25 protein-coding genes are annotated in these 22,978 nt (G+C 60.5%); 10 read left to right on the top strand and 15 right to left on the bottom strand.

Annotated elements, in window-relative coordinates:
- Positions 1-667: 667 nt before the first annotated feature.
- On the top strand, positions 668-3,556 hold the full coding sequence (locus tag NBH21_RS04765; RefSeq protein WP_250912761.1) for an Rne/Rng family ribonuclease: 2,889 nt from the start codon (positions 668-670) through the stop codon (positions 3,554-3,556).
- Between the two features lie 140 nt (positions 3,557-3,696).
- On the opposite strand, the gene NBH21_RS04760 is transcribed toward NBH21_RS04765, so the two are convergent.
- Positions 3,697-4,854 carry a pyridoxal phosphate-dependent aminotransferase gene (locus NBH21_RS04760; RefSeq protein WP_250912760.1) on the bottom strand — a complete coding sequence of 386 codons (1,158 nt, stop codon included), beginning with the start codon at positions 4,852-4,854 and terminating at the stop codon, positions 3,697-3,699.
- Between the two features lie 202 nt (positions 4,855-5,056).
- Here NBH21_RS04760 and NBH21_RS04755 point away from each other — a divergent pair, with 202 nt between their 5' ends.
- The 5 genes from NBH21_RS04755 (at position 5,057) to aat (ending at position 8,862) form a co-directional block, all read left to right on the top strand.
- Positions 5,057-5,818: a DsbA family protein gene (locus tag NBH21_RS04755; protein WP_250912759.1), complete on the top strand. Its 762-nt coding sequence runs from the start codon at positions 5,057-5,059 to the stop codon at positions 5,816-5,818.
- A 132-nt stretch (positions 5,819-5,950) separates the two neighbouring features.
- Positions 5,951-6,388, top strand: coding sequence for a type II 3-dehydroquinate dehydratase (gene aroQ / locus NBH21_RS04750; RefSeq protein ID WP_250912758.1), 438 nt, complete (start codon positions 5,951-5,953; stop codon positions 6,386-6,388).
- Positions 6,389-6,410: 22 nt separating this feature from the next.
- On the top strand, positions 6,411-6,881 hold the full coding sequence (accB, locus tag NBH21_RS04745; RefSeq protein ID WP_250912757.1) for an acetyl-CoA carboxylase biotin carboxyl carrier protein: 471 nt from the start codon (positions 6,411-6,413) through the stop codon (positions 6,879-6,881).
- 4 nt (positions 6,882-6,885) lie between these two features.
- Complete coding sequence (gene accC, locus NBH21_RS04740) at positions 6,886-8,235, top strand: acetyl-CoA carboxylase biotin carboxylase subunit (protein WP_250912756.1); 1,350 nt, start codon at positions 6,886-6,888, stop codon at positions 8,233-8,235.
- A 12-nt stretch (positions 8,236-8,247) separates the two neighbouring features.
- On the top strand, positions 8,248-8,862 hold the full coding sequence (gene aat, locus NBH21_RS04735) for a leucyl/phenylalanyl-tRNA--protein transferase (RefSeq protein ID WP_250912755.1): 615 nt from the start codon (positions 8,248-8,250) through the stop codon (positions 8,860-8,862).
- A gap of 162 nt (positions 8,863-9,024) precedes the next feature.
- Here the strand turns inward: aat and NBH21_RS04730 are convergent, their stop codons facing one another.
- From NBH21_RS04730 to gatB, 6 genes are all read right to left on the bottom strand, one after another.
- The gene (locus tag NBH21_RS04730) at positions 9,025-9,264 is read right to left on the bottom strand and encodes a hypothetical protein (protein ID WP_250912754.1); all 240 of its coding nucleotides are present in this window, start codon (positions 9,262-9,264) and stop codon (positions 9,025-9,027) included.
- 106 nt (positions 9,265-9,370) lie between these two features.
- Positions 9,371-9,757 (bottom strand): DUF2155 domain-containing protein, encoded by a 387-nt coding sequence (locus tag NBH21_RS04725; protein WP_237351882.1) that lies wholly within the window; start codon positions 9,755-9,757, stop codon positions 9,371-9,373.
- Positions 9,758-9,903: 146 nt separating this feature from the next.
- Complete coding sequence (locus NBH21_RS04720) at positions 9,904-10,302, bottom strand: NADH:ubiquinone oxidoreductase subunit NDUFA12 (protein ID WP_250912753.1); 399 nt, start codon at positions 10,300-10,302, stop codon at positions 9,904-9,906.
- Positions 10,303-10,407: 105 nt separating this feature from the next.
- Positions 10,408-10,875 (bottom strand): GNAT family N-acetyltransferase, encoded by a 468-nt coding sequence (locus NBH21_RS04715; protein ID WP_250912752.1) that lies wholly within the window; start codon positions 10,873-10,875, stop codon positions 10,408-10,410.
- A gap of 120 nt (positions 10,876-10,995) precedes the next feature.
- Complete coding sequence (locus NBH21_RS04710) at positions 10,996-11,496, bottom strand: GNAT family N-acetyltransferase (protein WP_250912751.1); 501 nt, start codon at positions 11,494-11,496, stop codon at positions 10,996-10,998.
- Between the two features lie 4 nt (positions 11,497-11,500).
- Positions 11,501-13,003, bottom strand: a complete 1,503-nt coding sequence (gatB, locus tag NBH21_RS04705; RefSeq protein WP_250912750.1) for an Asp-tRNA(Asn)/Glu-tRNA(Gln) amidotransferase subunit GatB — start codon at positions 13,001-13,003, stop codon at positions 11,501-11,503.
- 148 nt (positions 13,004-13,151) lie between these two features.
- Here gatB and NBH21_RS04700 point away from each other — a divergent pair, with 148 nt between their 5' ends.
- Positions 13,152-13,481, top strand: a complete 330-nt coding sequence (locus NBH21_RS04700; RefSeq protein WP_250912749.1) for a DUF1294 domain-containing protein — start codon at positions 13,152-13,154, stop codon at positions 13,479-13,481.
- Here the strand turns inward: NBH21_RS04700 and NBH21_RS04695 are convergent.
- From NBH21_RS04695 to NBH21_RS04680, 4 genes are all read right to left on the bottom strand, one after another.
- Complete coding sequence (locus tag NBH21_RS04695) at positions 13,478-13,984, bottom strand: GNAT family N-acetyltransferase (protein ID WP_250912748.1); 507 nt, start codon at positions 13,982-13,984, stop codon at positions 13,478-13,480. The genes NBH21_RS04700 and NBH21_RS04695 overlap by 4 nt on opposite strands.
- 372 nt (positions 13,985-14,356) lie before the next feature.
- Entirely contained in the window at positions 14,357-15,838 is a 1,482-nt protein-coding gene (gatA, locus tag NBH21_RS04690) for an Asp-tRNA(Asn)/Glu-tRNA(Gln) amidotransferase subunit GatA (RefSeq protein ID WP_250912747.1), read from the bottom strand.
- 87 nt (positions 15,839-15,925) lie between these two features.
- On the bottom strand, positions 15,926-16,213 hold the full coding sequence (gene gatC / locus NBH21_RS04685) for an Asp-tRNA(Asn)/Glu-tRNA(Gln) amidotransferase subunit GatC (protein WP_250912746.1): 288 nt from the start codon (positions 16,211-16,213) through the stop codon (positions 15,926-15,928).
- 68 nt (positions 16,214-16,281) lie between these two features.
- Positions 16,282-16,986, bottom strand: a complete 705-nt coding sequence (locus tag NBH21_RS04680) for a metal-dependent hydrolase (RefSeq protein ID WP_250912745.1) — start codon at positions 16,984-16,986, stop codon at positions 16,282-16,284.
- Positions 16,987-17,094: 108 nt separating this feature from the next.
- Here NBH21_RS04680 and ruvX point away from each other — a divergent pair, with 108 nt between their 5' ends.
- Positions 17,095-17,586 (top strand): Holliday junction resolvase RuvX, encoded by a 492-nt coding sequence (gene ruvX, locus NBH21_RS04675; RefSeq protein WP_250912744.1) that lies wholly within the window; start codon positions 17,095-17,097, stop codon positions 17,584-17,586.
- On the opposite strand, the gene NBH21_RS04670 is transcribed toward ruvX, so the two are convergent.
- From NBH21_RS04670 to NBH21_RS04655, 4 genes are all read right to left on the bottom strand, one after another.
- Complete coding sequence (locus tag NBH21_RS04670) at positions 17,526-17,855, bottom strand: DUF6105 family protein (protein ID WP_250912743.1); 330 nt, start codon at positions 17,853-17,855, stop codon at positions 17,526-17,528. The two genes, ruvX and NBH21_RS04670, sit on opposite strands and share 61 nt — an antisense overlap.
- A complete protein-coding gene (locus NBH21_RS04665) occupies positions 17,852-18,001 on the bottom strand; it encodes a hypothetical protein (RefSeq protein ID WP_250912742.1) in 150 nt (49 codons plus the stop codon). Before NBH21_RS04665 ends, NBH21_RS04670 begins: the two co-directional genes overlap by 4 nt.
- A gap of 176 nt (positions 18,002-18,177) precedes the next feature.
- Positions 18,178-18,780, bottom strand: a complete 603-nt coding sequence (locus NBH21_RS04660) for an AAA family ATPase (RefSeq protein ID WP_250912741.1) — start codon at positions 18,778-18,780, stop codon at positions 18,178-18,180.
- Positions 18,781-18,949: 169 nt separating this feature from the next.
- The gene (locus NBH21_RS04655; RefSeq protein WP_250912740.1) at positions 18,950-20,602 is read right to left on the bottom strand and encodes an acyl-CoA dehydrogenase family protein; all 1,653 of its coding nucleotides are present in this window, start codon (positions 20,600-20,602) and stop codon (positions 18,950-18,952) included.
- A 122-nt stretch (positions 20,603-20,724) separates the two neighbouring features.
- Between NBH21_RS04655 and NBH21_RS04650 the strand changes: the two genes are divergently transcribed.
- Together NBH21_RS04650 and NBH21_RS04645 are read left to right on the top strand one after the other, a co-directional pair.
- On the top strand, positions 20,725-21,681 hold the full coding sequence (locus NBH21_RS04650) for an aspartate carbamoyltransferase catalytic subunit (protein ID WP_250912739.1): 957 nt from the start codon (positions 20,725-20,727) through the stop codon (positions 21,679-21,681).
- Positions 21,678-22,970, top strand: a complete 1,293-nt coding sequence (locus NBH21_RS04645) for a dihydroorotase (protein WP_250912738.1) — start codon at positions 21,678-21,680, stop codon at positions 22,968-22,970. The genes NBH21_RS04650 and NBH21_RS04645 overlap by 4 nt, the downstream gene beginning before the upstream one ends.
- The last annotated feature ends 8 nt before the right edge of the window (positions 22,971-22,978 follow it).

The raw sequence follows: 22,978 nt of genomic DNA, 5'->3' as shown, positions 1-22,978 counted from the left end.
CCGTAACGATCGCACCGTATCGCTTTGCCGCTGCGATCCGCCACAAACCTGTAAACCATCAATATCGACCGGCTTTCAACCGGACCGCGGATATGCCGGCAGTGTCCCCAGCAATGCGCGCAACCCCGTCCGGACGATGAATCGACCGATACGCAGTCTTGCCCGCTAATCAATCGATATTATGGCGTAAATTCGTTTCCCCTTGCTATTGTGACACAGAAAACATACAACGCACATGAGGGTTAAAAGTGCCCACGGGATAGAATCGCCGCAGCGGCTGCCAACCTTGCAAGGACTGGCGCCCAGTTAGCCGGACATTCATCCGCCGTTTCTGCACTTTTGTCCTGAAACTGGTTTAACACGCCGGCCCGGCCGGCATTAGTAACAGGTGGTTTCCACCAAAAGCTCTTCAACAGAGCACTCATCGGGTCCCGAGGGGCCTATGTCATTGTCGTTTTCGTTCGGTCATTAATGTCGTTGCAGCAGGGATTGAACAAATTGGGCGAGCCGGGACACTTCAGTCTCCCGAATGCCGTTCGATTGCTGGCAGCGAACTCCCCCGAATGGAGACCTATATATCCGGCGCAAGGCCCGCAGAGCACCACCCGCACCATTGTACAGCGAGCGGGTGATCTCCTTTTAGGCAGCGCCGAGGAGCACAGCTTAAATGGCAGACAAAATGCTGATAGACGCGTCTCACGAAGAAGAGACGCGCGTCGTAGTCGTACGCGGTAACCGCATCGAAGAATTCGATTTCGAGTCGCAACACAAGAAGCAGATCAGGGGCAATATCTACCTTGCCAAGGTAACCCGGGTCGAACCCTCTCTTCAGGCGGCTTTTGTCGATTACGGCGGTAACCGCCACGGCTTCCTGGCTTTCGCCGAAATCCATCCCGACTATTACCAGATCCCGCTCGCCGACAGGCAGGCGCTGCTGCATGCAGAAGCGGAAGAGCACCGCAAGGAAAACGACGTCGAAAGTGACGAACCGCTCTCCGCACCCGTGGATCTTTCCACCCGGGACCAACCCGACACCGGCATCGTTTCGATTATGGAGACGATAGAGACCGTCGAGGACGAAGCTCCTGAAGCCAAGACGGAAGAGGTTGCGGCGGAGGTTGTTACCGAAGCTGCCGAGGAAGCGCCGGAACCAAAGGCGAAGCCGAAGCGCACCCGCAAGCCGCGCGCCAAGAAGACAGTCGAACCGGAAGCACAGGCTGCAGAAGCCGCCTCCGAGGATGAAGGCGGCAGCGACACCATGGCGGCTATGGTCGACATGGACGAAATCTCCGAGGATGCCGACGGCCGCCGCGGCCGCGACGACGATTTCGAAGATGACGACGACGATCACGTCGAAGAGAAGGAAGAGATCGAATCCGTTGGCGCAGAAGACGCCATGGAAGAGGTTCCGGACCGGATCGTTCGCAAGCCGCGCAAACAGTATCGCATCCAGGAAGTCATCAAGCGCCGGCAGATCCTGCTGGTTCAGGTTGCCAAGGAAGAGCGCGGCAACAAGGGCGCGGCTCTGACCACCTATCTGTCGCTGGCTGGCCGTTATTCGGTGCTGATGCCGAACACCGCGCGTGGCGGCGGCATCTCCCGCAAGATCACCAATCCGCAGGACCGCAAGCGCCTGAAGGAAATCGCCCGCGGCCTCGACGTGCCGCAGGGCATGGGCGTCATCCTGCGCACCGCAGGCGCCAACCGCACCAAGGTCGAGATCAAGCGCGACTTCGAATACCTGATGCGCCTGTGGGAGAACGTCCGTACGCTGACGCTCAACTCCACGGCCCCCTGCCTCGTCTACGAGGAGGGATCGCTGATCAAGCGCTCGATCCGCGACCTCTATAACAAGGACATCAGCGAGGTCATCGTTGCCGGCGAGGAAGGCTATCGCGAAGCGAAAGACTTCATGAAGATGCTGATGCCGAGCCACGCCAAGGTGGTTCAGCCCTATCGCGATCTTCATCCGATCTTCTCGCGCTCCGGCATCGAGGCCCAGCTTGACCGCATGTTGCAGCCGCAGGTGACGCTGAAGTCCGGTGGCTACATCATCATCAACCAGACGGAAGCGCTGGTTGCGATCGACGTCAACTCGGGTCGCTCGACGCGGGAATACTCGATCGAAGACACTGCCTTGCAGACGAATCTTGAAGCAGCGGAAGAAGTTGCGCGCCAGCTGCGACTGCGCGACCTCGCCGGCCTGATCGTCATCGACTTCATCGACATGGAAGAAAAGCGCAACAACCGCGCTGTCGAGAAGAAGCTCAAGGATTGCCTGAAGAACGACCGCGCCCGCATCCAGGTCGGCCGGATCTCGCATTTCGGCCTGCTCGAAATGTCGCGCCAGCGCATTCGCGCCTCGGTGCTGGAATCGACGACGCAGCTTTGCCCGCATTGCGGCGGCACGGGTCTCATCCGTTCGCAGTCATCCGTTGCCCTGCATGTCCTGCGCGGCATCGAGGAATTCCTGCTCAAGAGCACCCTGCACGACATCACCGTGCGCACGACGCCGGAGACGGCTCTTTACCTGCTCAACCAGAAGCGCGGCACGATCGTCGATTACGAGCGCCGCTTCGGTGTGACGATCACCATTGATTCCGACGAATCTGTCGGACACCAGCATTTCGCTATCGATCGCGGCGAAGCCGTCGCCAATCCGGTGAAGATCGAAAGTCTGATGCAGCTTCTGCCCGAGCCGGAAGAGGACGACTACGTTCCGGAGCCCGAGGACGAGGAAGAAGAGGAAGTCGTTGTAGCGGCTGCACCGGCTGCCCAGCCTGCCGCCAGCGGCAATGGCGAGGAGCAGGGTAATCGCAAGCGCAAGCGCCGCCGCCGCCGGCGGAACAAGAACGGTCAGGGTCAGGGCAATGCTGCTGCCTCGACTGACGGCGACGAGGACGGCATCTCCGACGAAGGCGACGACATCGAAGGCGAAGGCGAAGGCGACGATGAAGGCGCTGTAGAGGCTGCCGGCGAAGCTGTTGAAGCTGAAGGAGAAGCATCGGGCGACGACAGCCAGAAGCGCAAGCGCCGTCGTCGCGGAAAGCGCGGTGGACGTCGCAACCGTCCGGACGAAGAAGGCACGGAAAACGCGGAAGCTTCCGGCGATGACGAGAGTGATGGCGAAAACGAGTCTGACGACTCCGACACCGAAGCTGCTCTGATCGAAGTGATCGCCGAGCAAAGCGTTGCGGAAGAACCGGCCGCTCAGGCAACCATCGAATCCGCCGAAGAACCGGTTACGCCGAAGCCGCGCCGAACCCGCAAACCAAAGGCCGCCGTTTCGCCGGTGGAAGAACCCGTCATCGCGGAAGAGACGCCGGCTCCCCTGCCGGAAATCATCGAGGAACAGGATGCCGTCGCGAGCATCGCCGTCGAAGAAGCGGTGGAGCCGGTAGACAGCGCCGAAGAGGCGAAGACCACTCGCGCCAATCGCGGCTCGAACGTGGTTTCCTCCGAACCGGTAGTGACCTCCAACAAGACATCCGAGGAAGGCGACGAGCCGACCAAGCCGAAAAAGGGTGGCTGGTGGCAGAAGCGCGGCTTCTTCTGAGCCGCTACTTCCAACGGAACCCGAAACAAGAAAGGCCCTGCAATGCGGGGCCTTTTCTTTGTTTGGACATCAGATTGCGGGAAGTTCCGCCTCAGAAAATGAGTCCGGAAACGGCTGTAATCCCTTGATTATGGATTCTTTCAGACGATCCAGCGGGCGATGCGATCCGTCGCCTCGAACATTTCCGACATGGTTCCGGCATAGGACATGCGAAGCGCAAGGTGACCATCGACGGGATCGAAATCCATGCCGGGCGTTGCGGCCACATTGATCTCGGCCAGCATGCGCCTCGCGAAAGCCATGCTGTCGTTGGTGAAGCGGGACACGTCGACATAGGCGTAGAAAGCGCCATCCATGGGCGAAAGCAGGGGCATGCCGAGTTGCGGCAGTCGCTTCAGTAGAAATTCGCGATTGGCCGCACAACTCGCCTTGTAGTGCTCCAGTTCCTCCCCCGCCCCCAAGGCGGCAATTGCCGCAACTTGCGAAAGCTCCGGGGCCGAGATGTAGAGGCTCTGCGCCAGGCATTCCATCGGCCTGACGGCCTCTTCGGGAAGAACCATCCAGCCGACCCGCCAGCCAGTCATGCAATAGTATTTCGAGAAGGAATTGATGATGACAACATCGTCGCCGAATTCGAGCGCGGTCGCCTCCTCGCCGGCATAGGTCAGGCCGTGATAGATCTCGTCGGAGATGAGGCTGATACCCTGCCCCTTGCAGTAGTCATAAACCGCGCGCAATTGCTCCCGGCCGGTGACCGTGCCCGTGGGGTTGGCGGGGCTCGCCAACAGAACGCCCTTCAGCCGCACGCCCGCCTGTGTCTGGGCAGCTTCCAGGCTTTCCGGAGTCAGAGTGAAACCGGTTCCGGCATTGACCGACACCTCCACCACCTTGAGGCCGAGCGCAGAAAGGATGGCCCGATAAGCGGGATAGCCGGGCCTTGCAATCGCCACGGCATCGCCAGCATCGAACAGCGTTAGGAAAGCCAGATTGAAACCTGCCGACGAACCCGTAGTCACGGCGATACGGACCGGATCGATCGAAACCCTGTGGCGCTCCCTGTAATAGCCCGCGAGCCTCTGTCTGAGTTCGACGAGACCGAGGGCGTCGGTGTAACCGATACGGCCATGGGCGAGTGCGTCACGGGCTGCAGCGAGCGCCGCCTGCGGCGCCGGATGACCAGGCTGGCCGACGGCCATGGAAATTACCGGCGCGCCGGCCTGACGGCGTTTGGTCGCTTCGGCGAGGACGTCCATGGCGTGGAAGGGTTCGACTGCACTGCGTCTTGATATGGATACCACGGCTTAAACTCTTTCTTCTGGGCGCCAGACATTTGCCGTATTATTCCGGTGTTCACAATGGCGAGAGCGCGACGCTGCGGCCATTTTTCCGATTTCCCTTGCCATGGGCCGCCGCTACGCTATTGCACGAAGCAGCGCCGCACCGACAATGCGTGCCGACAGCCAGACACCGCTTCGGCGGAAAAGGATCAAGAGGAAAGACATGACCCTGACGTTCAGGAAGCTCGCCGCGACGGCGCTCGTCATCCTGCCGGCGATACTGCCGACGGCCGCACTCGCGCTCGACGAGGTGCAGAAGAAGGAAATCGGCGAGTTCATCAAGGAATACCTGATCGCCAATCCGGAAATCATGCTGGACGTGCAGGACGCTCTCGAGAAGAAGCAGTACGAGGCCCGCCAGCAGCAGGCATCGGCGGCCGTCGGCGACAACAAGGGCGCACTGTTCTCCTCCGAACACGACATTTCGCTCGGCAATCCGAAGGGGGACGTCACCGTCGTCGAATTTTTCGACTACAACTGCGGCTACTGCAAGCGGGCGCTGTCGGACATGGACAAGATCCTTTCCGAGGACAAGAATGTACGCTTCGTGCTCAAGGAATTCCCGATCCTCGGCCCCGACTCGCTTGCGGCCCACAAGGTTTCCTACGCATTCCGCCAGATCGCGCCTGAAAAATATGGCGAGTTCCACCGCGCCCTCCTCGGCGGCAAGGGACGCGCCGATGAACAGGCGGCCCTCGACGTCGCGTCGTCTCTGGGCGTGAGCGAGGATCAGATCCGCGCCAAGATGAAGGCCAGCCCGAACGATGCCCAGGTCAAGGAAGCCTACCAGCTTGCCACCAGCCTCGGCATCACCGGCACGCCTTCCTACATCGTCGGCAACGAGGCCGTGTTCGGCGCCATCGGCTCTGAAGCGATCGAACAGAAGCTCGCCAACGTCCGCACCTGCGGCAAGGCGACCTGCTGAGAGGCATCAACGCCGCCGTCACCTTCACATCCCGCGATTTCCGGGGGAACGCTCCGTCGTTTGTCCGCAAGGGGCTTTCCCTTGCGGGCCTGCCAGTCTATAGGAGGCGGTTGAAAGTCGACGGAACCGCATATGAGCAAGATCATTTACGTCCTGAACGGCCCCAATCTCAATGCCCTCGGCAAACGGGAGCCAGGGATTTACGGCGGCAAGACGCTCGCCGATATCGAGACGGACTGCAAAACGGTCGGTGGCGATCTTGGTTTTTCCGTCGATTTCCGTCAATCGAACCATGAAGGCGTGCTCGTCGACTGGCTTCACGAAGCAGGAGACAGGGCCGCAGGTGTCGCGATCAATCCTGGCGCCTACGGCCATACATCGATCGCGCTGCATGATGCGATCCGGGCCATTTCGATACCGGTGGTGGAGGTCCATATCTCCAACATCCATGCGCGCGAGGAATTTCGCCATAAATCGATGATAGCGCCCGCCGCGAAAGGCATGATCTGCGGCTTCGGCCCTCATAGCTACATCCTGGCGCTGCACGCGCTGAAGAACATCACGCAATAACAAGAATACAGGACCCCATTCCATGGCTGAAAAGAAATCGGGAATCGATCAGGCTCTGATCCGTGATCTGGCCAACATCCTCAACGAGACGGATCTCAGCGAGATCGAAGTCGAGCAGGAAGATCTGCGCATCCGCGTTTCGCGGGCAGCGCCGCAGATGATGGCAATGCCGCAGATGCCGGCCTATCAGGTCGCAGCTCCGGTTGCACCGGCCGTCGCTGCAGTGCCGGTTGCCGCCGCAGAGCCGGCCCGCAATCTCGCCAATGCCGTGGCGGCCCCGATGGTCGGCACCGCCTACCTCGCTCCAGCTCCCGGCGCCCGCCCCTTCATCGAAGTCGGCTCCATCGTCAAGGAAGGCCAGACCCTCCTGATTATCGAAGCCATGAAGACCATGAACCAGATCCCGGCGCCGCGCTCCGGCAAGGTCGTGGAGATCCTCGTGGAAGATGGGCGCCCGGTCGAATATGGCGAGCCGCTGGTCATCGTCGAGTAAGCCGATGAGCACCATTTCCAAGATCCTCATAGCCAACCGCGGCGAGATTGCGCTGCGCGTCCTGCGTGCCTGCAAGGAACTCGGCATCGCCACCGTTGCCGTTCATTCCACGGCCGACGCCGATGCAATGCATGTCCGGCTGGCCGATGAAAGCGTGTGCATCGGCCCGCCGCCGTCGCGCGACAGCTATCTGAACATCCATCAGATCGTTGCTGCCTGCGAGATCACCGGCGCCGATGCCGTGCATCCGGGCTACGGCTTCCTGTCCGAGAACGCGAAGTTTGCAGATATTCTGGAAGCCCACGGCATCACCTTCATCGGACCAACCGCCGAGCATATCCGCCTGATGGGTGACAAGATCACCGCCAAGCAGACAGCTGTCGAACTCGGCATCCCGGTCGTTCCGGGCTCCGATGGCGAGGTCACTTCTGAGAACGTGCTGGAAACCGCACGGCAGATCGGCTTCCCGGTTCTCATCAAGGCAACCGCCGGCGGCGGTGGTCGCGGCATGAAGGTCGCCAAGACCGAAAGCGATCTGGAAGAAGCCTTCAACACCGCCCGGACTGAAGCGGCTGCCGCCTTCGGCAACCCGGCCGTCTACATGGAAAAGTATCTCGGCAAGCCGCGGCACATCGAAGTGCAGGTGGTCGGCGATGGTGCCGGCAATGCGATCCATCTCGGTGAACGCGACTGCTCGCTGCAGCGCCGCCACCAGAAGGTCTGGGAAGAGGCCAACTCCCCCGCCCTCAACGTCGAGCAGCGCATGCGGATCGGCCAGATCTGCGCCGACGCCATGAAGAAGATGAAGTACCGGGGCGCCGGCACGGTCGAGTTCCTCTACGAAAACGGCGAGTTCTATTTCATCGAAATGAACACCCGCCTGCAGGTGGAACACCCGATCACCGAAGCCATCACCGGCATCGACCTCGTGCATGAGCAGATCCGTGTCGCCTCCGGCGCCGGCCTGTCGGTCACGCAGGACGAGATCGCTTTCCATGGCCACGCCATCGAGTGCCGCATCAATGCCGAGGATCCGCGTACCTTCGTTCCCTCACCGGGCACGATCACGCATTTTCACGCTCCGGGCGGCCTAGGCGTTCGCGTCGATTCAGGCGCTTATGCCGGCTACAAGATCCCGCCCTACTACGACAGCCTGATTGGCAAGCTGATCGTGCATGGGCGCACCCGCGTCGAATGCATGATGCGCCTGCGTCGCGTGCTCGACGAGTTCGTCGTGGACGGCATCAAGACCACGCTGCCGCTGTTCCAGGATCTGGTTGCAAACCAGGACATCGCCAACGGCGACTACGACATCCACTGGCTGGAAGACTATCTGGCCAGAACCTCCGCATGAGGTGAATGAAGAATGGCAGGGCGCCGCAGCAGGGATCAGAGGATCACACCCGAACTCCTGTTGCGCGCCTATTCCATAGGCCTCTTCCCCATGTCGGACGCGGCCGACGATCCGGAAATATTCTGGGTCGAGCCCGAACTGCGCGGCATCCTGCCGCTCGATCAGTTCCATGTTTCCAAAAGTCTCGCCAAGGCCATTCGACAAAAGCCTTTCGACATCCGCTTCGACACGGCGTTCGACGCGGTGATCGCGAAGTGTGCGGAAGAAGTCGAAAACCGTCCCAGCACATGGATCAACGAAACGATTCGCGAACTCTACGGCGCGCTACACCGTCTCGGCCATGCTCATTCGGTGGAAGCCTGGGAAGGTGATGAACTGGTCGGCGGTCTTTACGGCGTTTCGCTGGGTTCGGCCTTCTTCGGCGAAAGCATGTTCTCCCGCCGGACCAATGCCTCGAAGATCTGCCTGGTCTATCTGGTGGAACGCCTGAAGGCACGCGGCTTCACTCTGCTCGATACCCAGTTCACGACCGAACACCTGAAAACCTTCGGCGCGATCGATATCCCGAAGGAAGGCTATCTGAAGCTCTTGGACAAGGCGATGCAGTCGGACACCCTGCCCTTCTGAGAGGCGGCTAAAGCGCATCTCGATGTTTCAGGTTCGCTCCCAGCGCTTTAGGTCATTGTCTTGTCGCATGCCGTTGTCACAAAACCTCCGCACACTTTTGCGCGACATGCTTCAACCTCTCATATGTCACCAAAAGCCGCCATTGGGCGAAATCCAGCGTAGCTAAGCGGCGTTGAGGTCCGTTGTTTCGCCAAACTGGATCAGCAGACGCGGGCTCGTCATATCCCCGGACTCCTCGTCCACCTGGATCGCGTAGGCGGCGACCCCTATATGACGACCGGCCATGGCCGTCGCGATCTTCTCGGCGGAAGCGGCATTCGACGCCTGACGCATCTCACCCGGCACCAGATTTCCACGATTTTTCTTGAACGGCAATACGATGAACTTCTCGGACAGGGACATATCGGAACTCCTATTTGTTCCCTATTTGTTCAAACCGGAAGCAAATGTCAACAGATTCGGGACCTGCTGGCAGTTGGTCGACTTATAGTTTGGCAAAATACCTGAATTAATTGGTCTTGGCGGGCGCTGGAACGTCGGAAGCCTGCTTGCAGCCGGTCAGCCAGACGTCATAGATCGCGTGTTCAACGGCGTTGAGCGCCGGGCTGTCGGCAAACATCCATCCGGAAAAGATCCGACGAATCTTGCGATCGAGTGTGATTTCATCGACTTCTACGAAGCCATCGACCTTCTGCGCTTCGGTTTCGTCACGCGAGTAGCAGACTTTCGGCGTCACCTGTAGCGCGCCGAACTGGACGGTCTCGTCGATATAGACGTCGAAGGAAGTGATGCGGCCGGTGATCTTGTCGATACCGGCAAATTCAGCCACGGGATTGGAGATGCGGGCCGCCTTTGCAGGCTCGTTTCCGACCAGAGCAACGATACCGACAGCCATGACCGCTGCACAGACGATACCAGTGGCCGAGCCCAACCCGGAACGCTTCATATCCGCCATTCTCCCGCTTTTGTTTTCCGACGGCCCATAAAGAAAAAGGGCCTCGTTACCTTGGCCCTATAGTCCAATTGTGGCCAAATCGGGTGTCAGTTGCCGGGCGTCCAGGCGTCGTAGTCGCCGGTAACCCGCGGACGCTCGCCCACGACGGCAAGAGAGCCAGGGGGACGATAGGCAAGCGCGGTACCGGTCTGGTTTTCGCGGTGCGGCTTTTGCCATTCGCGCGCCTTGTAGTCTTCCTTGCTCGGCGGAACGTCGGTGCGGTAGTGCATCCAGCCGTGCCAGCCGGTCGGGATTTTCGAAGCGTCAGCGTAGCCCTTGTAGATCACCCAGCGGCGCGGAAGGCCGAAAGACGTGGTGCCGCCCTCATAATAGACATTGCCCATTTCGTCTTCGCCGACGCGCTTACCGTTGCGCCAGGTGAAGAATCGCGTTCCCATGGTCTGGCCGTTCCACCAGGTGAAAACCTGCAAAAGAAGCTGCTTCATGTCTTTTCCTTGGGCTTTGCCGAAAAGGCAATGCACTTGCTAAAAACGTCTTCCGCTTATGCAGCCTTGCAGCGCCGTTGTCTAGTGATTCGCGCCGCCCGGAGGTCATTTCAGCTTCAACTTGAAGCCAAGGTGACTCTGGGCAAAACCGAGCCTCTCATAGAAGCGATGAGCATCCTTGCGCGCAGCATTGGAGGTCAGTTGGACGGCCCGCATGCCCTTTCTTTTCGCCTCTTCGATGCAATGACGGATCATCGTCGCGCCGATGCCCTGCCCCCGGCAATCCCGGCGGGTAAAGACGGTTTCGACAATCATCGAGGACCCGCCGCGGCCGGAAAGCGTCGTCGTGACAAGGGTCTGGCAGGTAGCGACGACCTCTCCGCCCCGCTCGGCAACATAGAGCGTTTCATTGGGAGATGCGGAGATGCTGTCGAAGGCGGCAAGATAGCCAGGAAGAGCCGCCGGATCCGTCGTATCCCCGTGACCGCCGACGGTGTCGCCCGCCAGAATGGCTGCGATGGCTGCCACATCCTCCCTCAGTGCTTCCCTGATGACGATATCCGATCCTTGCATGCTTTTCCCTTCCCGTCTGTTTTCAGCGGAACCTACAAAGTACGACAGGACGGTCGTGTGACGACTGGAGATTTTGCACGGGAATTTTCGTACACGCCAAACGGCGAGGGAAAGGGCGGCTTAGAACTCCAGCCGTTTTTCCATGATGATCGCCGGCAGGCCGGAATTCGGCGCGCCCCATTCCTCCATACGGTCGACTTCGGTGAAGCCGAGACGCTCGTAGAAAGACATCGCGCGAACGTTCGGAAGCGCCACTTCGACCCGCATGATCTCGGCATCGGGGAAGCAGGTCTCCAGCTCCGCGAAGATATCGCGGCCGATCCCCTCGTTCTGGCAGGACGGTCGGACGTAGAGCTGATGCAGCATCACCGTCTTCGCCATCTTGGGATACATGGCGGCATAACCGAGACCACCGATTTCCCGTCCGCTATCGGCAACAAGAAACTCGGCGCCACGCTTTCCGATGCGTGCCTTGATGGCGTTTGCGGAATGCCAGCCATCGACCATCTGGCGCACCTTGTCTGCACCGTAGAACGGATCGTAGGTTGAGTGGAAGGTTTCGTCGAGCAGGGTCTTCACCTGCCCGACGTCACGCTCGCTCGCGGTGCGAACGAAATACAAGGGATTACTCCTCGATGCCGAGCTTGGCCTTGACCAGCGCCTGCACGGCCTGCGGGTTGGCCTTGCCGCCCGTCGCCTTCATCACCTGACCGACGAACCAGCCGGCAAGCGTGGGCTTGGCCTTGACCTTCTCGACCTGATCCGGGTTTGCGGCGATGATCTCGTCGACAGCCTTTTCGATGGCGCCGGTGTCGGTCACCTGCTTCATGCCACGAGCTTCGACGATCTCTGCCGGATCGCCACCTTCGGTCAGAACGATCTCGAACAGATCCTTGGCGATCTTGCCCGAAATGGTTTCAGCCTTGATGAGGTCGATGATCGCGCCGAGCTGGGCCGGAGAGACCGGCGTTTCCTCGATGCTCTTGCCGGTGCGGTTGAGCGCTCCGAGCAGATCGTTGATAACCCAGTTCGCAGCCGTCTTGCCATCGCGACCGGCCGCGACTTCCTCGAAGTAGTCGGCAATTGCCTTCTCCGACACCAGAACGGAGGCGTCGTAGATCGACAGGCCGAGATCTCGGACGAAACGAGCCTTCTTGTCGTCAGGCAGCTCCGGCAGGTCCTTCTTCAGTTCCTCGATGAAGGCATCGTCGAATTCGAGCGGCAGCAGGTCCGGATCGGGGAAATAGCGATAATCATGCGCGTCTTCCTTCGAGCGCATGGACCGGGTCTCGCCCTTGTTCGGGTCGAAGAGGCGGGTTTCCTGATCGATCGAACCGCCATCCTCCAGAATGCCGATCTGGCGGCGTGCCTCGTATTCGATAGCCTGGCCGATGAAGCGGATGGAGTTGACGTTCTTGATCTCGCAACGCGTTCCGAACTCGCCGCCCGGCCTGCGTACGGAAACGTTGACGTCGGCGCGCATGGAGCCTTCGTCCATGTTGCCGTCGCAAGTGCCGAGATAGCGCACGATGGAGCGCAGCTTGGTCATGTAGGCCTTGGCCTCGTCAGACGAGCGCATGTCCGGCTTGGAGACGATTTCCATCAGCGCGACGCCCGAACGGTTCAGGTCGACATAGGACATCGTCGGATGCTGGTCGTGCATCGACTTGCCGGCGTCCTGCTCGAGGTGCAGACGCTCGATGCCAATCTCGATATCCTCAAACTGGCCCTGACGGTCGGGGCCAAGTGAGATGATGATCTTGCCCTCTCCTACGATCGGGTCCTTGAACTGGGAGATCTGGTAGCCCTGCGGCAGGTCCGGATAGAAGTAGTTCTTGCGGTCGAAGATCGAACGCTTGTTGATCTGCGCCTTCAGGCCCAGTCCGGTGCGGACCGCCTGCTTGACGCATTCCTCGTTGATGACCGGCAGCATGCCGGGCATGGCCGCATCCACCAGTGAAACGTTGGCATTCGGCGCATTACCGAAGGTGGTCGAGGCGCCGGAGAAGAGCTTCGAATTGCTCGTCACCTGCGCGTGAACCTCCATACCGATGATCACTTCCCAATCGCCGGTGGCGCCGGGAATGAAACGTTTCGGGTCAGGCGTGCGCGTGTCAACTAGGGTCATCAGATGCTCGTGTCATGCGTGGAGTTTTCAAGCCCGTGAGGTAGAACAAATGTCGCGGTGGCGCAAGGCTTGTCCAGCCTTGCGGGGCAAGACATCAAGCCCGCAAGAGGCTCATCAATCGTTAATCCGCTTCATGCAGCATGGGTGGATGGCTCCCGGGACCCTTACGCTTCTCGCCATCGCTGCGCTCTACAATGTCGTGGTGTTCTGTGTCTATTGGCTGGACAAGGACGCGGCCCGCAATGGCGAATGGCGCATACGGGAAACCACATTGCTCTCCCTCGCCCTGTTCGGCGGCGGTGTGGGCGCATTACTTGCCCAGAGGCTTCTCCGCCACAAAACGCGCAAACAGCCGTTTCCCGTCGCCTTGCCGACATTCTTCGTCGTGCAGATTACGGCCGCGTCAGCCGTCCTCATCGCTCCCGAAAGGGCCGCAGCCGCATTGGATGCGGTGCTCCGCTCCTTCGCAGGAAACTAGAATTCCGCATAACCAGTGCCGGCCGGCTCCACGAGCTGCTTGGACATGCCAACGGTCTGGACGTCGCGGTCGAGCTTCGGGTTATAGGCAATGGTCAGCCAGTGGACCGAATAGCCATGTTTCTCGAAAAAACCGACAGCGTCCCGATTGAGAGCGTGTGTTTCCAGCGACGCCTTCTCGAAGCCCTGTTTGCGGATCTCGTCCTCCACCTCTTCCAGCAGAACCGAACCCAGCCCCTGCCCCTGATGTTGAGGATCGATCCAGAAGTCGGTGATGTTCTCATCAAGCTGTTCGCGGGCTGCCCATCCGACTACGGCACCGCCGCTTTCCACGACGGAAATCGTGATCCAGCGGCTACGGGTGAAGTTCTGGAAGGCCTGACGGGCATTTTCCAGCATCGGGCTCGTCTCGCCGACCGGAATCATCGCCTGTTCCCAGGAACGAATACCGATATCTGCAAGCAGATCGGCCTCTTCCTGTCGTGCGGTGCGAATATTTGCCATGCCCTCTCCCGTGTTTCGCGGAGTAGAACACCCGCAACAAGGTTTGGCCAGAGGTTGTATTACATCAAACGAGAAAAACAGCATTTCTGTTTATTTTCAATATTTTAAATCAGGAATGACCGGGTTTCTCGTTCTCGCATACTGAACCAGCAAACGATCTCGTTGATCGACTCGCCTGAATGTGAACCGGGGCGAGATATTCCGCCGGATGCAGAAGAGAACCATCAGTCCCCGCGTTGATGAAGACTGTTCCGTCCGAGGGCTTCCACGAAGGACGCCCGCCCGGGAAGAGGAATGAATTTCAACCTGCAAAAATGACTTCGCCGGCCACGATGTGACCGGCGACAATCATTGTCCGAATTTTCAGTTCGCCTACCACCACTTGGCGGGCGTGAACTTGCCGGCGGCCTGTTCGATGACGTGGGCAGTCTTGAACAGCGTTTCTTCCTCGAAAGGCTTGCCGATAAGCTGGAGGCCGAGCGGCAGTCCCTTGCTGTCGAGACCGGCCGGAACGGAGAGGCCCGGCAGTCCGGCCATGTTGACCGTTACCGTGAAGATGTCGTTCAGGTACATCTTCACCGGATCGGCAGCGAGCTCCTTATCGCCGATGGCAAAGGCGGAAGACGGCGTTGCGGGCGTCAGGATGGCGTCGACGCCGGCGTGGAAGGCGATTTCGAAGTCGCGCTTGATCAGCGTGCGGACCTTCTGCGCCTGCAGATAATAGGCATCGTAGTAACCAGCCGACAGCACGTAAGTGCCGATCATGATACGGCGCTTGACTTCGGTGCCGAAGCCTTCGGCGCGGCTCTTCTCGTACATGTCGGCAATGTCCTTGCCGTCGACCCGCAGGCCGTAGCGAACGCCGTCGTAACGGGCAAGGTTCGACGAAGCCTCAGCCGGAGCGACGATGTAGTAAGCTGGAAGCGCATACTTCGTGTGCGGCAGGGAGATGTCGACGATCTCGGCACCGGCTTCCTTCAACCATGCGATGCCCTGCTGCCAGAGCGTCTCGATCTCGGCCGGCATGCCCTCGACACGGTATTCCTTCGGGATACCGATCTTCATGCCCTTCAGGGACTGACCGAGCGCGGCTTCGTAATCCGGCACCGGCAGATCGACAGAGGTCGTATCCTTGGCGTCGACCGACGCCATGGACTTCAAGAGGATGGCAGCGTCGCGAACGTCTCGAGCGATCGGGCCAGCCTGATCGAGCGAGGACGCGAAAGCGATCGTGCCCCAGCGAGAGCAACGGCCATAGGTCGGCTTGATGCCGACGGTGCCGGTAAAGGCGGCTGGCTGGCGGATCGAACCGCCGGTATCGGTTGCGGTGGCGCCGGCGCACAGATGTGCGGCAACGGCAGCAGCCGAACCGCCCGACGAACCGCCGGGAACCAGATTTTCGTTAGAGCCCTTCGCCTTCCAAGGGTTGACCACAGGGCCGTAATGGGACGTCTCGTTGGACGAACCCATGGCGAATTCGTCCATGTTCAGCTTGCCGAGCATGACCGCGCCGTCATCCCAGAGGTTCTGGGTCACGGTCGATTCGTATTTCGGCTTGAAGCGGTTCAGGATGTCGGAGCAGGCTTGGGTGTGGATGTCGCGGGTGGCGAACAGGTCCTTGATGCCGAGTGGAATGCCCTCCAGCGCGCCAGCCTTGCCGGCCTCGATTCGCTCGTCGGAAGCCTTGGCCATCTCGCGGGCCTTTTCCGGCGTGACGGTGACATAGGCATTGATCGCGTCATTGGCCGCCTCGATCGCCTGGATATAGGCGTCGGTCAGCTCGACGGCCTTGATCTCCTTCGCCGCCAGTTTGGCGCGGGCTTCGGCAATGGTGAGGCTTGTCAGTTCGCTCATGATGTCGGTTCACTTCAAAATAGCGGCGCCCGGGAGGCGGCCAGAGAGGGAATGCAGGACGGATGCGGCGTCGCGAAGCCGAAAGGCTTATTCGACGACCTTCGGCACCAGGAAGAAGTTGCGGTCCGTTTCCGGCGCGTTGGCGACGATGTCATCGGCCTTGTTGCCGTCGGTGACCACGTCGGCGCGCTTTTTCATCGCCATGGGCGTGACGGACGTCATGGGTTCGATGCCCGTCACGTCGACCTCGGAAAGCTGCTCGACGAAGCCGAGGATGCCGTTGAGCTCTCCCATCATGCGCTGTGCTTCTTCCTCGTTGAGGGCGATGCGGGCCAGATGTGCCACACGCTTGACGGTCTTGAGATCAACGGACATCGGTATTCTCCAGGTCTTATGTTTCCTTCGCTATAATGGCCGTCAGGCCATGGCGCAACGGGGATTTCTCAGACTTCCAGGCTATGGCCGGGCTTCGGCGTCTCTACCTTGGTCTTCGTCCCCTCCATGCCGGCCACGAATTTCTCCGGCGTATGGTCGATGATCGGGAAGGAACCGTAGTGGCAGGGGATGGCCGTCTGGAACTCGAAGAATCGCTGGCAGGCCAATGCCGCCACCGCGCCGCCCATTGTGAAGCGGTCGCCGATCGGCACGAGGCCGATATCCGGCTGGTGCAGTTCGTTGATGAGCTTCATGTCCGAGAAGATGTCGGTGTCACCCATGTGCAGGAGCGAGGGTTCATCGTCGATGTGCAGCATCAGGCCGTTGGCATTGCCGAGCGCATGGGAGACGCCGTCCTCGGTGATCTGCGCGGACGAATGCAGCGCATTGGTGAAGGTCACCGTGAAGCCGTCGAAGGCAACGGTGCCGCCGGTATTGCCCATCTCGATCTTCGAAACCCCCTTGGAACCGAGCCAGGCGGCCAGATCGGCGTTGGCGAGCACGGTTGCGCCGGTTTCATTGGCGAGACGGATGGTATCGCCGACATGGTCGCCATGGCCATGGGTCAGAAGGATATGGGTGACGCCGGCCGCGGCATCCTTGAGGTCAAGACCCGCAAAACCCGGGTTATGGGTGAGAAACGGGTCGATCAGGATGCTCGCTTTGGCCGTGTCCAGACGAAAAGCGGAATGGCCGAGCCAGGTGATTTTCATGGAAGACTCCTTTGGGGGACAGGAAGGCGAAATTGTTTCGTCGGATAAAAATATGGCATATGGCCGTAACGGAAAGTAGCGACCACGGCCACCAGTGAGGAAATCACGATGACGACACTGACGATCGAGGAACTGGCGGAGACCCTTGCGCCCCTGCAGCCGGTCGCTGGGCTTGACCTCGGCACCAAGACGATCGGCCTTTCCATGTCTGATATTGGCCTGCGTTTCGCAAGCCCGCGCCCGGTGATCAAACGGATAAAATTCACGAAGGATGCAGAGGTCCTGCTCGATTTCGCCGCCCGGGAAAAGATCGCTGCCTTCGTCATCGGCCTGCCGATGAATATGGACGGTTCGGCCGGGCCGCGCGTTCAGGCCACTCGCGCCTTCGTGCGTTCGATGTCGGAAAAAACCGATATCCCCTTCGTCTTCTGGGACGAGCGGCTATCGACGGTAGCAGCGGAACGGGCGCTTCTGGAAATGGACGTTTCCAGGGCCAAGCGCAGCGAGCGGATCGACTCGGCCGCGGCCAGCTTTATCCTTCAGGGCGCACTCGACAGGTTGTCGACGCTGCGCAGATCTTCTGATACCGAGGGTGCCTGACGGGCTTTCCACCACGCGATGATCTTTCGACGGCGGCGAAAGCCGATGATCGCGAAAACCAGAAGGCTGTCGAAGGCGATGGCGCGCGCCACCAGCGGCGGAATCGTTTCCGGGGGAATGCCGAGGATGTGGCCGTAAATCTGGAATACCAGATCATGCGCCTGCCGCGTGAGCATGAAGATACCGAAGCTCATATCGTAATAGGAGAGCCCGTACCAGCTTCCGAGCAGGGCGATGGGGGCAGCCCACAAAATCAGGAAGGTCTTCATGCCGCCCTCTCCTCATACATACCTGTCGATGGCCAGTAGCGCACCGTCCACCGAAGCAGAGCCATGGCGCTCAGGACCGTGGCCGGAACGGCGATATCCAACGCAAGTACCGCGAAAAACGCCATCATGACCAAAACCAAAGTCATTCTTGTCATTCTGGTTTTTTGCGCCCCGCTGATCCGGTCTGTCCCTGTGCGGGAAACTGACCCCTTAACAGGAGCGACGCAACGTAAACCATTTGTTAAGGTTAACGGGCGTTGGGGATAACGCAAGAGCGAGCATCCGGAAAGCACCAAAACCCGCCAGAAGACGCCGTCCGACCTCAGCCCGGCTCTTGTTGCGCAAGCGTCGAGAGAATGAAGTCCGCCCTCTCCCCGACACCGGCCCTGGGCACCTCGACAAGTTCATAACCAAAGCGCCTATAAGCGTTTTCGAGGTATCGAAACGCTTCGATGGCCGTCTCCAGCCCATGGCGTCGCTCGGCGTCGTTCCTGTAGATTTCCGGCCATGGCGGCAGCAGGAAGACCTGCCGGTGATAGCGCAGCCTTTCCGCTGCCCGGAGATAAACCGGGGGAACGATATGGCCCGCCTGTTCCAACCCGGCGATCTGATCGACGATTCCCCGGTCGAAGAAGGTTCGTCCTCCCCTGCACGCCGCCTCCGTCATGAAATTGATCGAGCGGGAGATGGTCAGTTCGACAAAGAGCGGCAGGTTCGCCCATGGCAGCGCTTCGCCATCGATGAAAAGCTGTTCGCGAACCACCTGCCGCCCGGGTTCCTCGCATGTCGCAAAGCCTCGCCGCGACAATTCCTCGAGCAAGGTCGACTTGCCCCCGCCGGAGCAGCCGGAAATCATGACGAGATCGTCGCGACGGGCAGCAATATTTTCAAGGCGATATTCGCCTTCGTTCAGAACATGATTCATGAAGGTCTCCTTTGCCGGCACGGCAACAGGTGAGTGGGATCGGGTCATCATGAGGGGGAAGAAACGCGCGAAGAGGGCCGGAAACGGCGCATATGCGTCGACACCGGGGAGACTACCCCCGGCTTACCATGGACTCAAGATCAGAACGCTCAGTTGGCCTGGAAGGCGATCAGGTCGCTGCCGGGTAGAGAAGATCGAGGACGTAGCGCGCGTCGAAACGGGCATCGAGCACGCCGTAGGTATGACGCCAGCCGCCCGCGAGCCGTGATTCGAGGAAGGCGTCGGCAATTTTGCCGGCGCCCAGCCGGTAGAGTTCGGCCGCCGAAGCAACCAGCGCCATCTGTTCGATCAGCAGGCGTGCCGCCCCTTCGTCGCGTTCGGCAAGAGCGGTCGCCGCGCGCAGGACTTCGACGGTCTTCTTGCCGGAGGGGCCGAGATCCCGTTCGAAACCCGCAAAGAGCGTGTCGATCAGATCCTTGCCACGCTCGAGAACGCGCAGGACGTCCAGCGCCATGACATTGCCCGAGCCTTCCCAGAGCGCCGCCGCCGGTGCCTCCCGATAATGACGGGCGATCGGCCGTTCCTCAATGTATCCGCTGCCGCCGATGCATTCCATCGCCTCGTAGATCAGCGCCGGCGCGATCTTGCAGATCCAGTATTTCACCACCGGCGTCATGACGCGGGCATAGGCCGCGTCAACAGGGTTTTCCCGGGCGCGGTCGAAGGTGTCGGCAAGCTTGAAGGCAAGCGTCGTAGCGGCGGCGACGTCAAGAGCCATATCGGCCAGCACGCGCGTCATGATCGGCTGATCGATCAGTTTCTTGCCGAAGGCCGAACGCCCCCGGACATGATGCACGGCTTCCGCCATCGAGGCGCGCATGATGCCGGCCGAGGCCAGTGCGCAGTCGAGCCGGGTCAGCGTCACCATGTCGAGGATGGTGCGGATACCATCACCCGGCGTGCCGAGCAGATAGCCGAATGCATCCGAGAACTCGACTTCCGCCGTCGCATTCGAGCGGTTGCCGATCTTGTCCTTCAGCCGCTGGAATTCGAGGCCGTTTCCAGAACCGTCTTCGAGCAGGCGCGGCACGAGGAAGCAGCCCATGCCGTCCTTCGTCTGGGCCAGCATAACGAAACCGTCGCTCATCGGAGCGGACATGAACCACTTGTGGCCGGAAAGGCGGTAAATCCCCTCGCCCACCCGTTCGCCGGAAGTAGAGATCGCCCGCACATCGGTGCCGGCCTGCTTTTCCGTCATGCCGATGCCGAGCGTCACGGCCGTCTTCTGCAACGGTGGCTTGTTCGACGAATCATACTTCCGTGACAGGATCTTCGGCGCCCATTCCTTTTGTATATGCGGCGCGGTCACGAGAGCGGCAACCGATGCGCTGGTGGTCGTCAACGCTCCGAGATGGCCGGTTTCGAGCTGGGCGGTGAGGAAGAAGCGGGTGGCGCGGGCCTTGTGTTCGTGGCCGCGGGCATCCGGCAGGTTTTCCCAGACGGAAGAATGCAGGCCGACGGACATGGAGCGGCGCATCAGCGCATGCCAGGCCGGATGGAACTCCACCACATCGAGCCGCTCGCCACGAACGCCGTGGGTGCGCAGCACCGGCGGGCTCTGGTTCGCCATGCGGGCGAGTTCCTGCGCCTCGTGCGAGGTCACATATTTGCCGATGACGTCGTATTCCTCGCGCAGCCCGCGCGACAGGCTGGCCGTCAGATCGACAAGCAGCGGGTCGGAACGATAGGCGTTTACACCGGACCAGGGTTTCGGCTGGTTCAGGGCAGCGAGTTTTTCTTCAGTCCGGTTCATTGAGCTCATGTCGATCTTCTAGCGGAAATGCGCTCGTTTAACATGGGGAGGGCGTGACTATCCACATAGCATATGCTTGCCCCTTGGCCCGGCAATCTTTATAGACCCCGTGACATCTCAGGAGGACGTCCATGGTCTTCTTTCCTCACCGCCACCTTCTTGGCATCAAGGGCCTTACTGAACAGGATATTACCTACCTGCTCGACAAGGCCGACGAAGCCGTCAAAATCAGCCGCCAGCGCGAGAAGAAGACTTCCACGCTTCGCGGTCTCACCCAGATCAATCTCTTTTTCGAAGCCTCCACGCGAACGCAATCCTCGTTCGAACTGGCGGGTAAACGTCTTGGCGCCGACGTGATGAACATGTCGGTCGGCAATTCGTCCGTCAAAAAGGGCGAGACGCTGATCGACACGGCCATGACGCTCAACGCCATGCGACCGGATGTTCTGGTCGTCAGGCACTCCTCGGCCGGCGCTGCGGCTCTTCTCGCGCAGAAGGTCGCCTGCTCGGTCGTCAATGCCGGCGACGGACAGCACGAGCACCCGACCCAGGCGCTGCTCGATGCGCTGACGATCCGCCGCGCCAAGGGCAAACTCTCGCGCATAATCGTGGCGATTTGCGGCGACGTGCTGCATTCGCGCGTCGCGCGCTCCAACATCCTGCTGCTGAACGCCATGGGCGCGCGGGTGCGGGTGGTTGCGCCGCCGACCCTGCTTCCGGCCGGCATCGCACACATGGGCGTGGAAGTCTTCCACGACATGAAGGAAGGCCTGAAGGACGCTGATGTCGTGATGATGCTGCGCCTTCAGCGCGAACGAATGTCCGGCGCCTTCGTGCCATCTGTACGCGAATACTTCCACTTCTACGGCCTCGACGCCGAGAAACTGAAGGCTGCGAAGGACGATGCGCTGGTCATGCATCCGGGGCCGATGAACCGCGGCGTCGAAATCGCCTCCGAAGTGGCCGACGGCCCGCAGAGCGTGATCGAACAGCAGGTCGAGATGGGGGTCGCCGTGCGCATGGCCGTCATGGAAGTGCTGCTCGTCTCGCAGAACCAAGGCCCACGTACGGAAGGAATGGGTGCATGAGCAGGCCTCTCGTCTTGAAGAATGTCCGGATCGTCGATCCTTCGCGCAATCTCGACGAAACCGGCACGATCATCGTCGATGCCGACGGCCGCATCGTGACAGCGGGCCGCGACGCACAGAACCAGGGCGTGCCCACGGGCGCTGAAGTCCGGGATTGCGCCGGCCTCACTGCCATTCCCGGTCTTGTCGATGCCCGCGTCTTCGTTGGAGAACCGGGAGCCGAACACCGCGAGACCATCGCGTCAGCCAGCCGCGCCGCCGCAGCCGGCGGCGTCACCTCCTTCATCATGATGCCCGAAACCGATCCGGTCATCGATGACATCGCGCTGGTGGAATTCGTTCGCAAGACAGCCCGCGACAAGGCCATCGTCAACGTCTATCCGGCAGCGGCCCTGACCAAGGGGCTCACCAGCAACGAGATGACGGAAATGGGCCTGCTCAGCGAAGCCGGCGCCGTCGTCTTCACCAACGGCCGCCACGGCCTTCACGACACGCAGGTCCTGCGTCGTGCCATGACCTATTCGCGGGAATTCGGCGCCATCATCGCGCTTGAAACGCGCGAGAAGTATCTCGCCGCGAATGGCGTGATGAACGAGGGCCTGCTGGCGAGCTGGCTCGGCCTTTCGGGCGTACCGAAGGAAACCGAGGTCATTCCGCTGGAGCGTGATCTGCGGATCGCCGGCCTTACCCGCGCGAAATATCATGCGGCCCAGATTTCCGTGCCGGAATCGGTCGAGGCGATAGAGACGGCCCGCAAGCGCGGCACGAACGTCACCTGCGCGGTCTCGATCAACCACCTGACGCTCAACGAAAACGACATCGGCGAATACCGCACCTTCTTCAAGCTCTATCCGCCGCTTCGCTCCGAGGACGACCGGGTGAGCATGGTTCAGGCGCTGGCCGAAGGCAAGGTCGACATCATCGTCTCGTCGCACGATCCGCAGGGCGTCGATACCAAGCGCCTTCCCTTCGGTGAAGCGGAAGATGGCGCCATCGGCCTCGAAACCATGCTGTCGGCTGCGCTGCGGCTGCATCACAGCGGACAGGTTTCGCTGATGCGGCTGATTGACGCAATGTCGACCCGACCCGCCGAGATTTTCGGCCTCGATGCCGGCACATTGAAGCCCGGCGCGCCCGCTGATATCACCCTCGTCGATCTCGACGAGCCTTGGCTGGTGTCCAAGGATCTGCTGTTGTCGCGCTCCAAGAACACGCCGTTCGAGGACGCCCGTTTCTCGGGTCGGGCCGTTGCGACCTATGTCGCCGGAAAGTGTGTGCATTCGCTCTAAGACGTAGC

The organism is Ciceribacter sichuanensis, from assembly GCF_024055605.1.
Lineage (GTDB): Bacteria > Pseudomonadota > Alphaproteobacteria > Rhizobiales > Rhizobiaceae > Allorhizobium > Allorhizobium sichuanense.
This window is presented reverse-complemented; position numbering and strand designations above follow the sequence as displayed.

Bases quoted from the DNA above. Each gene is read 5' to 3' on its own strand.
- NBH21_RS04765 (WP_250912761.1), top strand. From the start codon at position 668: ATGGCAGACAAAATGCTGATAGACGCGTCTCACGAAGAAGAGACGCGC.
- NBH21_RS04755 (WP_250912759.1), top strand. From the start codon at position 5,057: ATGACCCTGACGTTCAGGAAGCTCGCCGCGACGGCGCTCGTCATCCTG.
- aroQ (WP_250912758.1), top strand. From the start codon at position 5,951: ATGAGCAAGATCATTTACGTCCTGAACGGCCCCAATCTCAATGCCCTC.
- accB (WP_250912757.1), top strand. From the start codon at position 6,411: ATGGCTGAAAAGAAATCGGGAATCGATCAGGCTCTGATCCGTGATCTG.
- accC (WP_250912756.1), top strand. From the start codon at position 6,886: ATGAGCACCATTTCCAAGATCCTCATAGCCAACCGCGGCGAGATTGCG.
- aat (WP_250912755.1), top strand. From the start codon at position 8,248: ATGGCAGGGCGCCGCAGCAGGGATCAGAGGATCACACCCGAACTCCTG.
- NBH21_RS04730 (WP_250912754.1), bottom strand. From the start codon at position 9,264: ATGTCCCTGTCCGAGAAGTTCATCGTATTGCCGTTCAAGAAAAATCGT.
- NBH21_RS04725 (WP_237351882.1), bottom strand. From the start codon at position 9,757: ATGGCTGTCGGTATCGTTGCTCTGGTCGGAAACGAGCCTGCAAAGGCG.
- NBH21_RS04720 (WP_250912753.1), bottom strand. From the start codon at position 10,302: ATGAAGCAGCTTCTTTTGCAGGTTTTCACCTGGTGGAACGGCCAGACC.
- NBH21_RS04715 (WP_250912752.1), bottom strand. From the start codon at position 10,875: ATGCAAGGATCGGATATCGTCATCAGGGAAGCACTGAGGGAGGATGTG.
- gatB (WP_250912750.1), bottom strand. From the start codon at position 13,003: ATGACCCTAGTTGACACGCGCACGCCTGACCCGAAACGTTTCATTCCC.
- NBH21_RS04700 (WP_250912749.1), top strand. From the start codon at position 13,152: ATGGCTCCCGGGACCCTTACGCTTCTCGCCATCGCTGCGCTCTACAAT.
- NBH21_RS04695 (WP_250912748.1), bottom strand. From the start codon at position 13,984: ATGGCAAATATTCGCACCGCACGACAGGAAGAGGCCGATCTGCTTGCA.
- gatA (WP_250912747.1), bottom strand. From the start codon at position 15,838: ATGAGCGAACTGACAAGCCTCACCATTGCCGAAGCCCGCGCCAAACTG.
- gatC (WP_250912746.1), bottom strand. From the start codon at position 16,213: ATGTCCGTTGATCTCAAGACCGTCAAGCGTGTGGCACATCTGGCCCGC.
- NBH21_RS04680 (WP_250912745.1), bottom strand. From the start codon at position 16,986: ATGAAAATCACCTGGCTCGGCCATTCCGCTTTTCGTCTGGACACGGCC.
- ruvX (WP_250912744.1), top strand. From the start codon at position 17,095: ATGACGACACTGACGATCGAGGAACTGGCGGAGACCCTTGCGCCCCTG.
- NBH21_RS04670 (WP_250912743.1), bottom strand. From the start codon at position 17,855: ATGAAGACCTTCCTGATTTTGTGGGCTGCCCCCATCGCCCTGCTCGGA.
- NBH21_RS04665 (WP_250912742.1), bottom strand. From the start codon at position 18,001: ATGACTTTGGTTTTGGTCATGATGGCGTTTTTCGCGGTACTTGCGTTG.
- NBH21_RS04660 (WP_250912741.1), bottom strand. From the start codon at position 18,780: ATGAATCATGTTCTGAACGAAGGCGAATATCGCCTTGAAAATATTGCT.
- NBH21_RS04655 (WP_250912740.1), bottom strand. From the start codon at position 20,602: ATGAGCTCAATGAACCGGACTGAAGAAAAACTCGCTGCCCTGAACCAG.
- NBH21_RS04650 (WP_250912739.1), top strand. From the start codon at position 20,725: ATGGTCTTCTTTCCTCACCGCCACCTTCTTGGCATCAAGGGCCTTACT.
- NBH21_RS04645 (WP_250912738.1), top strand. From the start codon at position 21,678: ATGAGCAGGCCTCTCGTCTTGAAGAATGTCCGGATCGTCGATCCTTCG.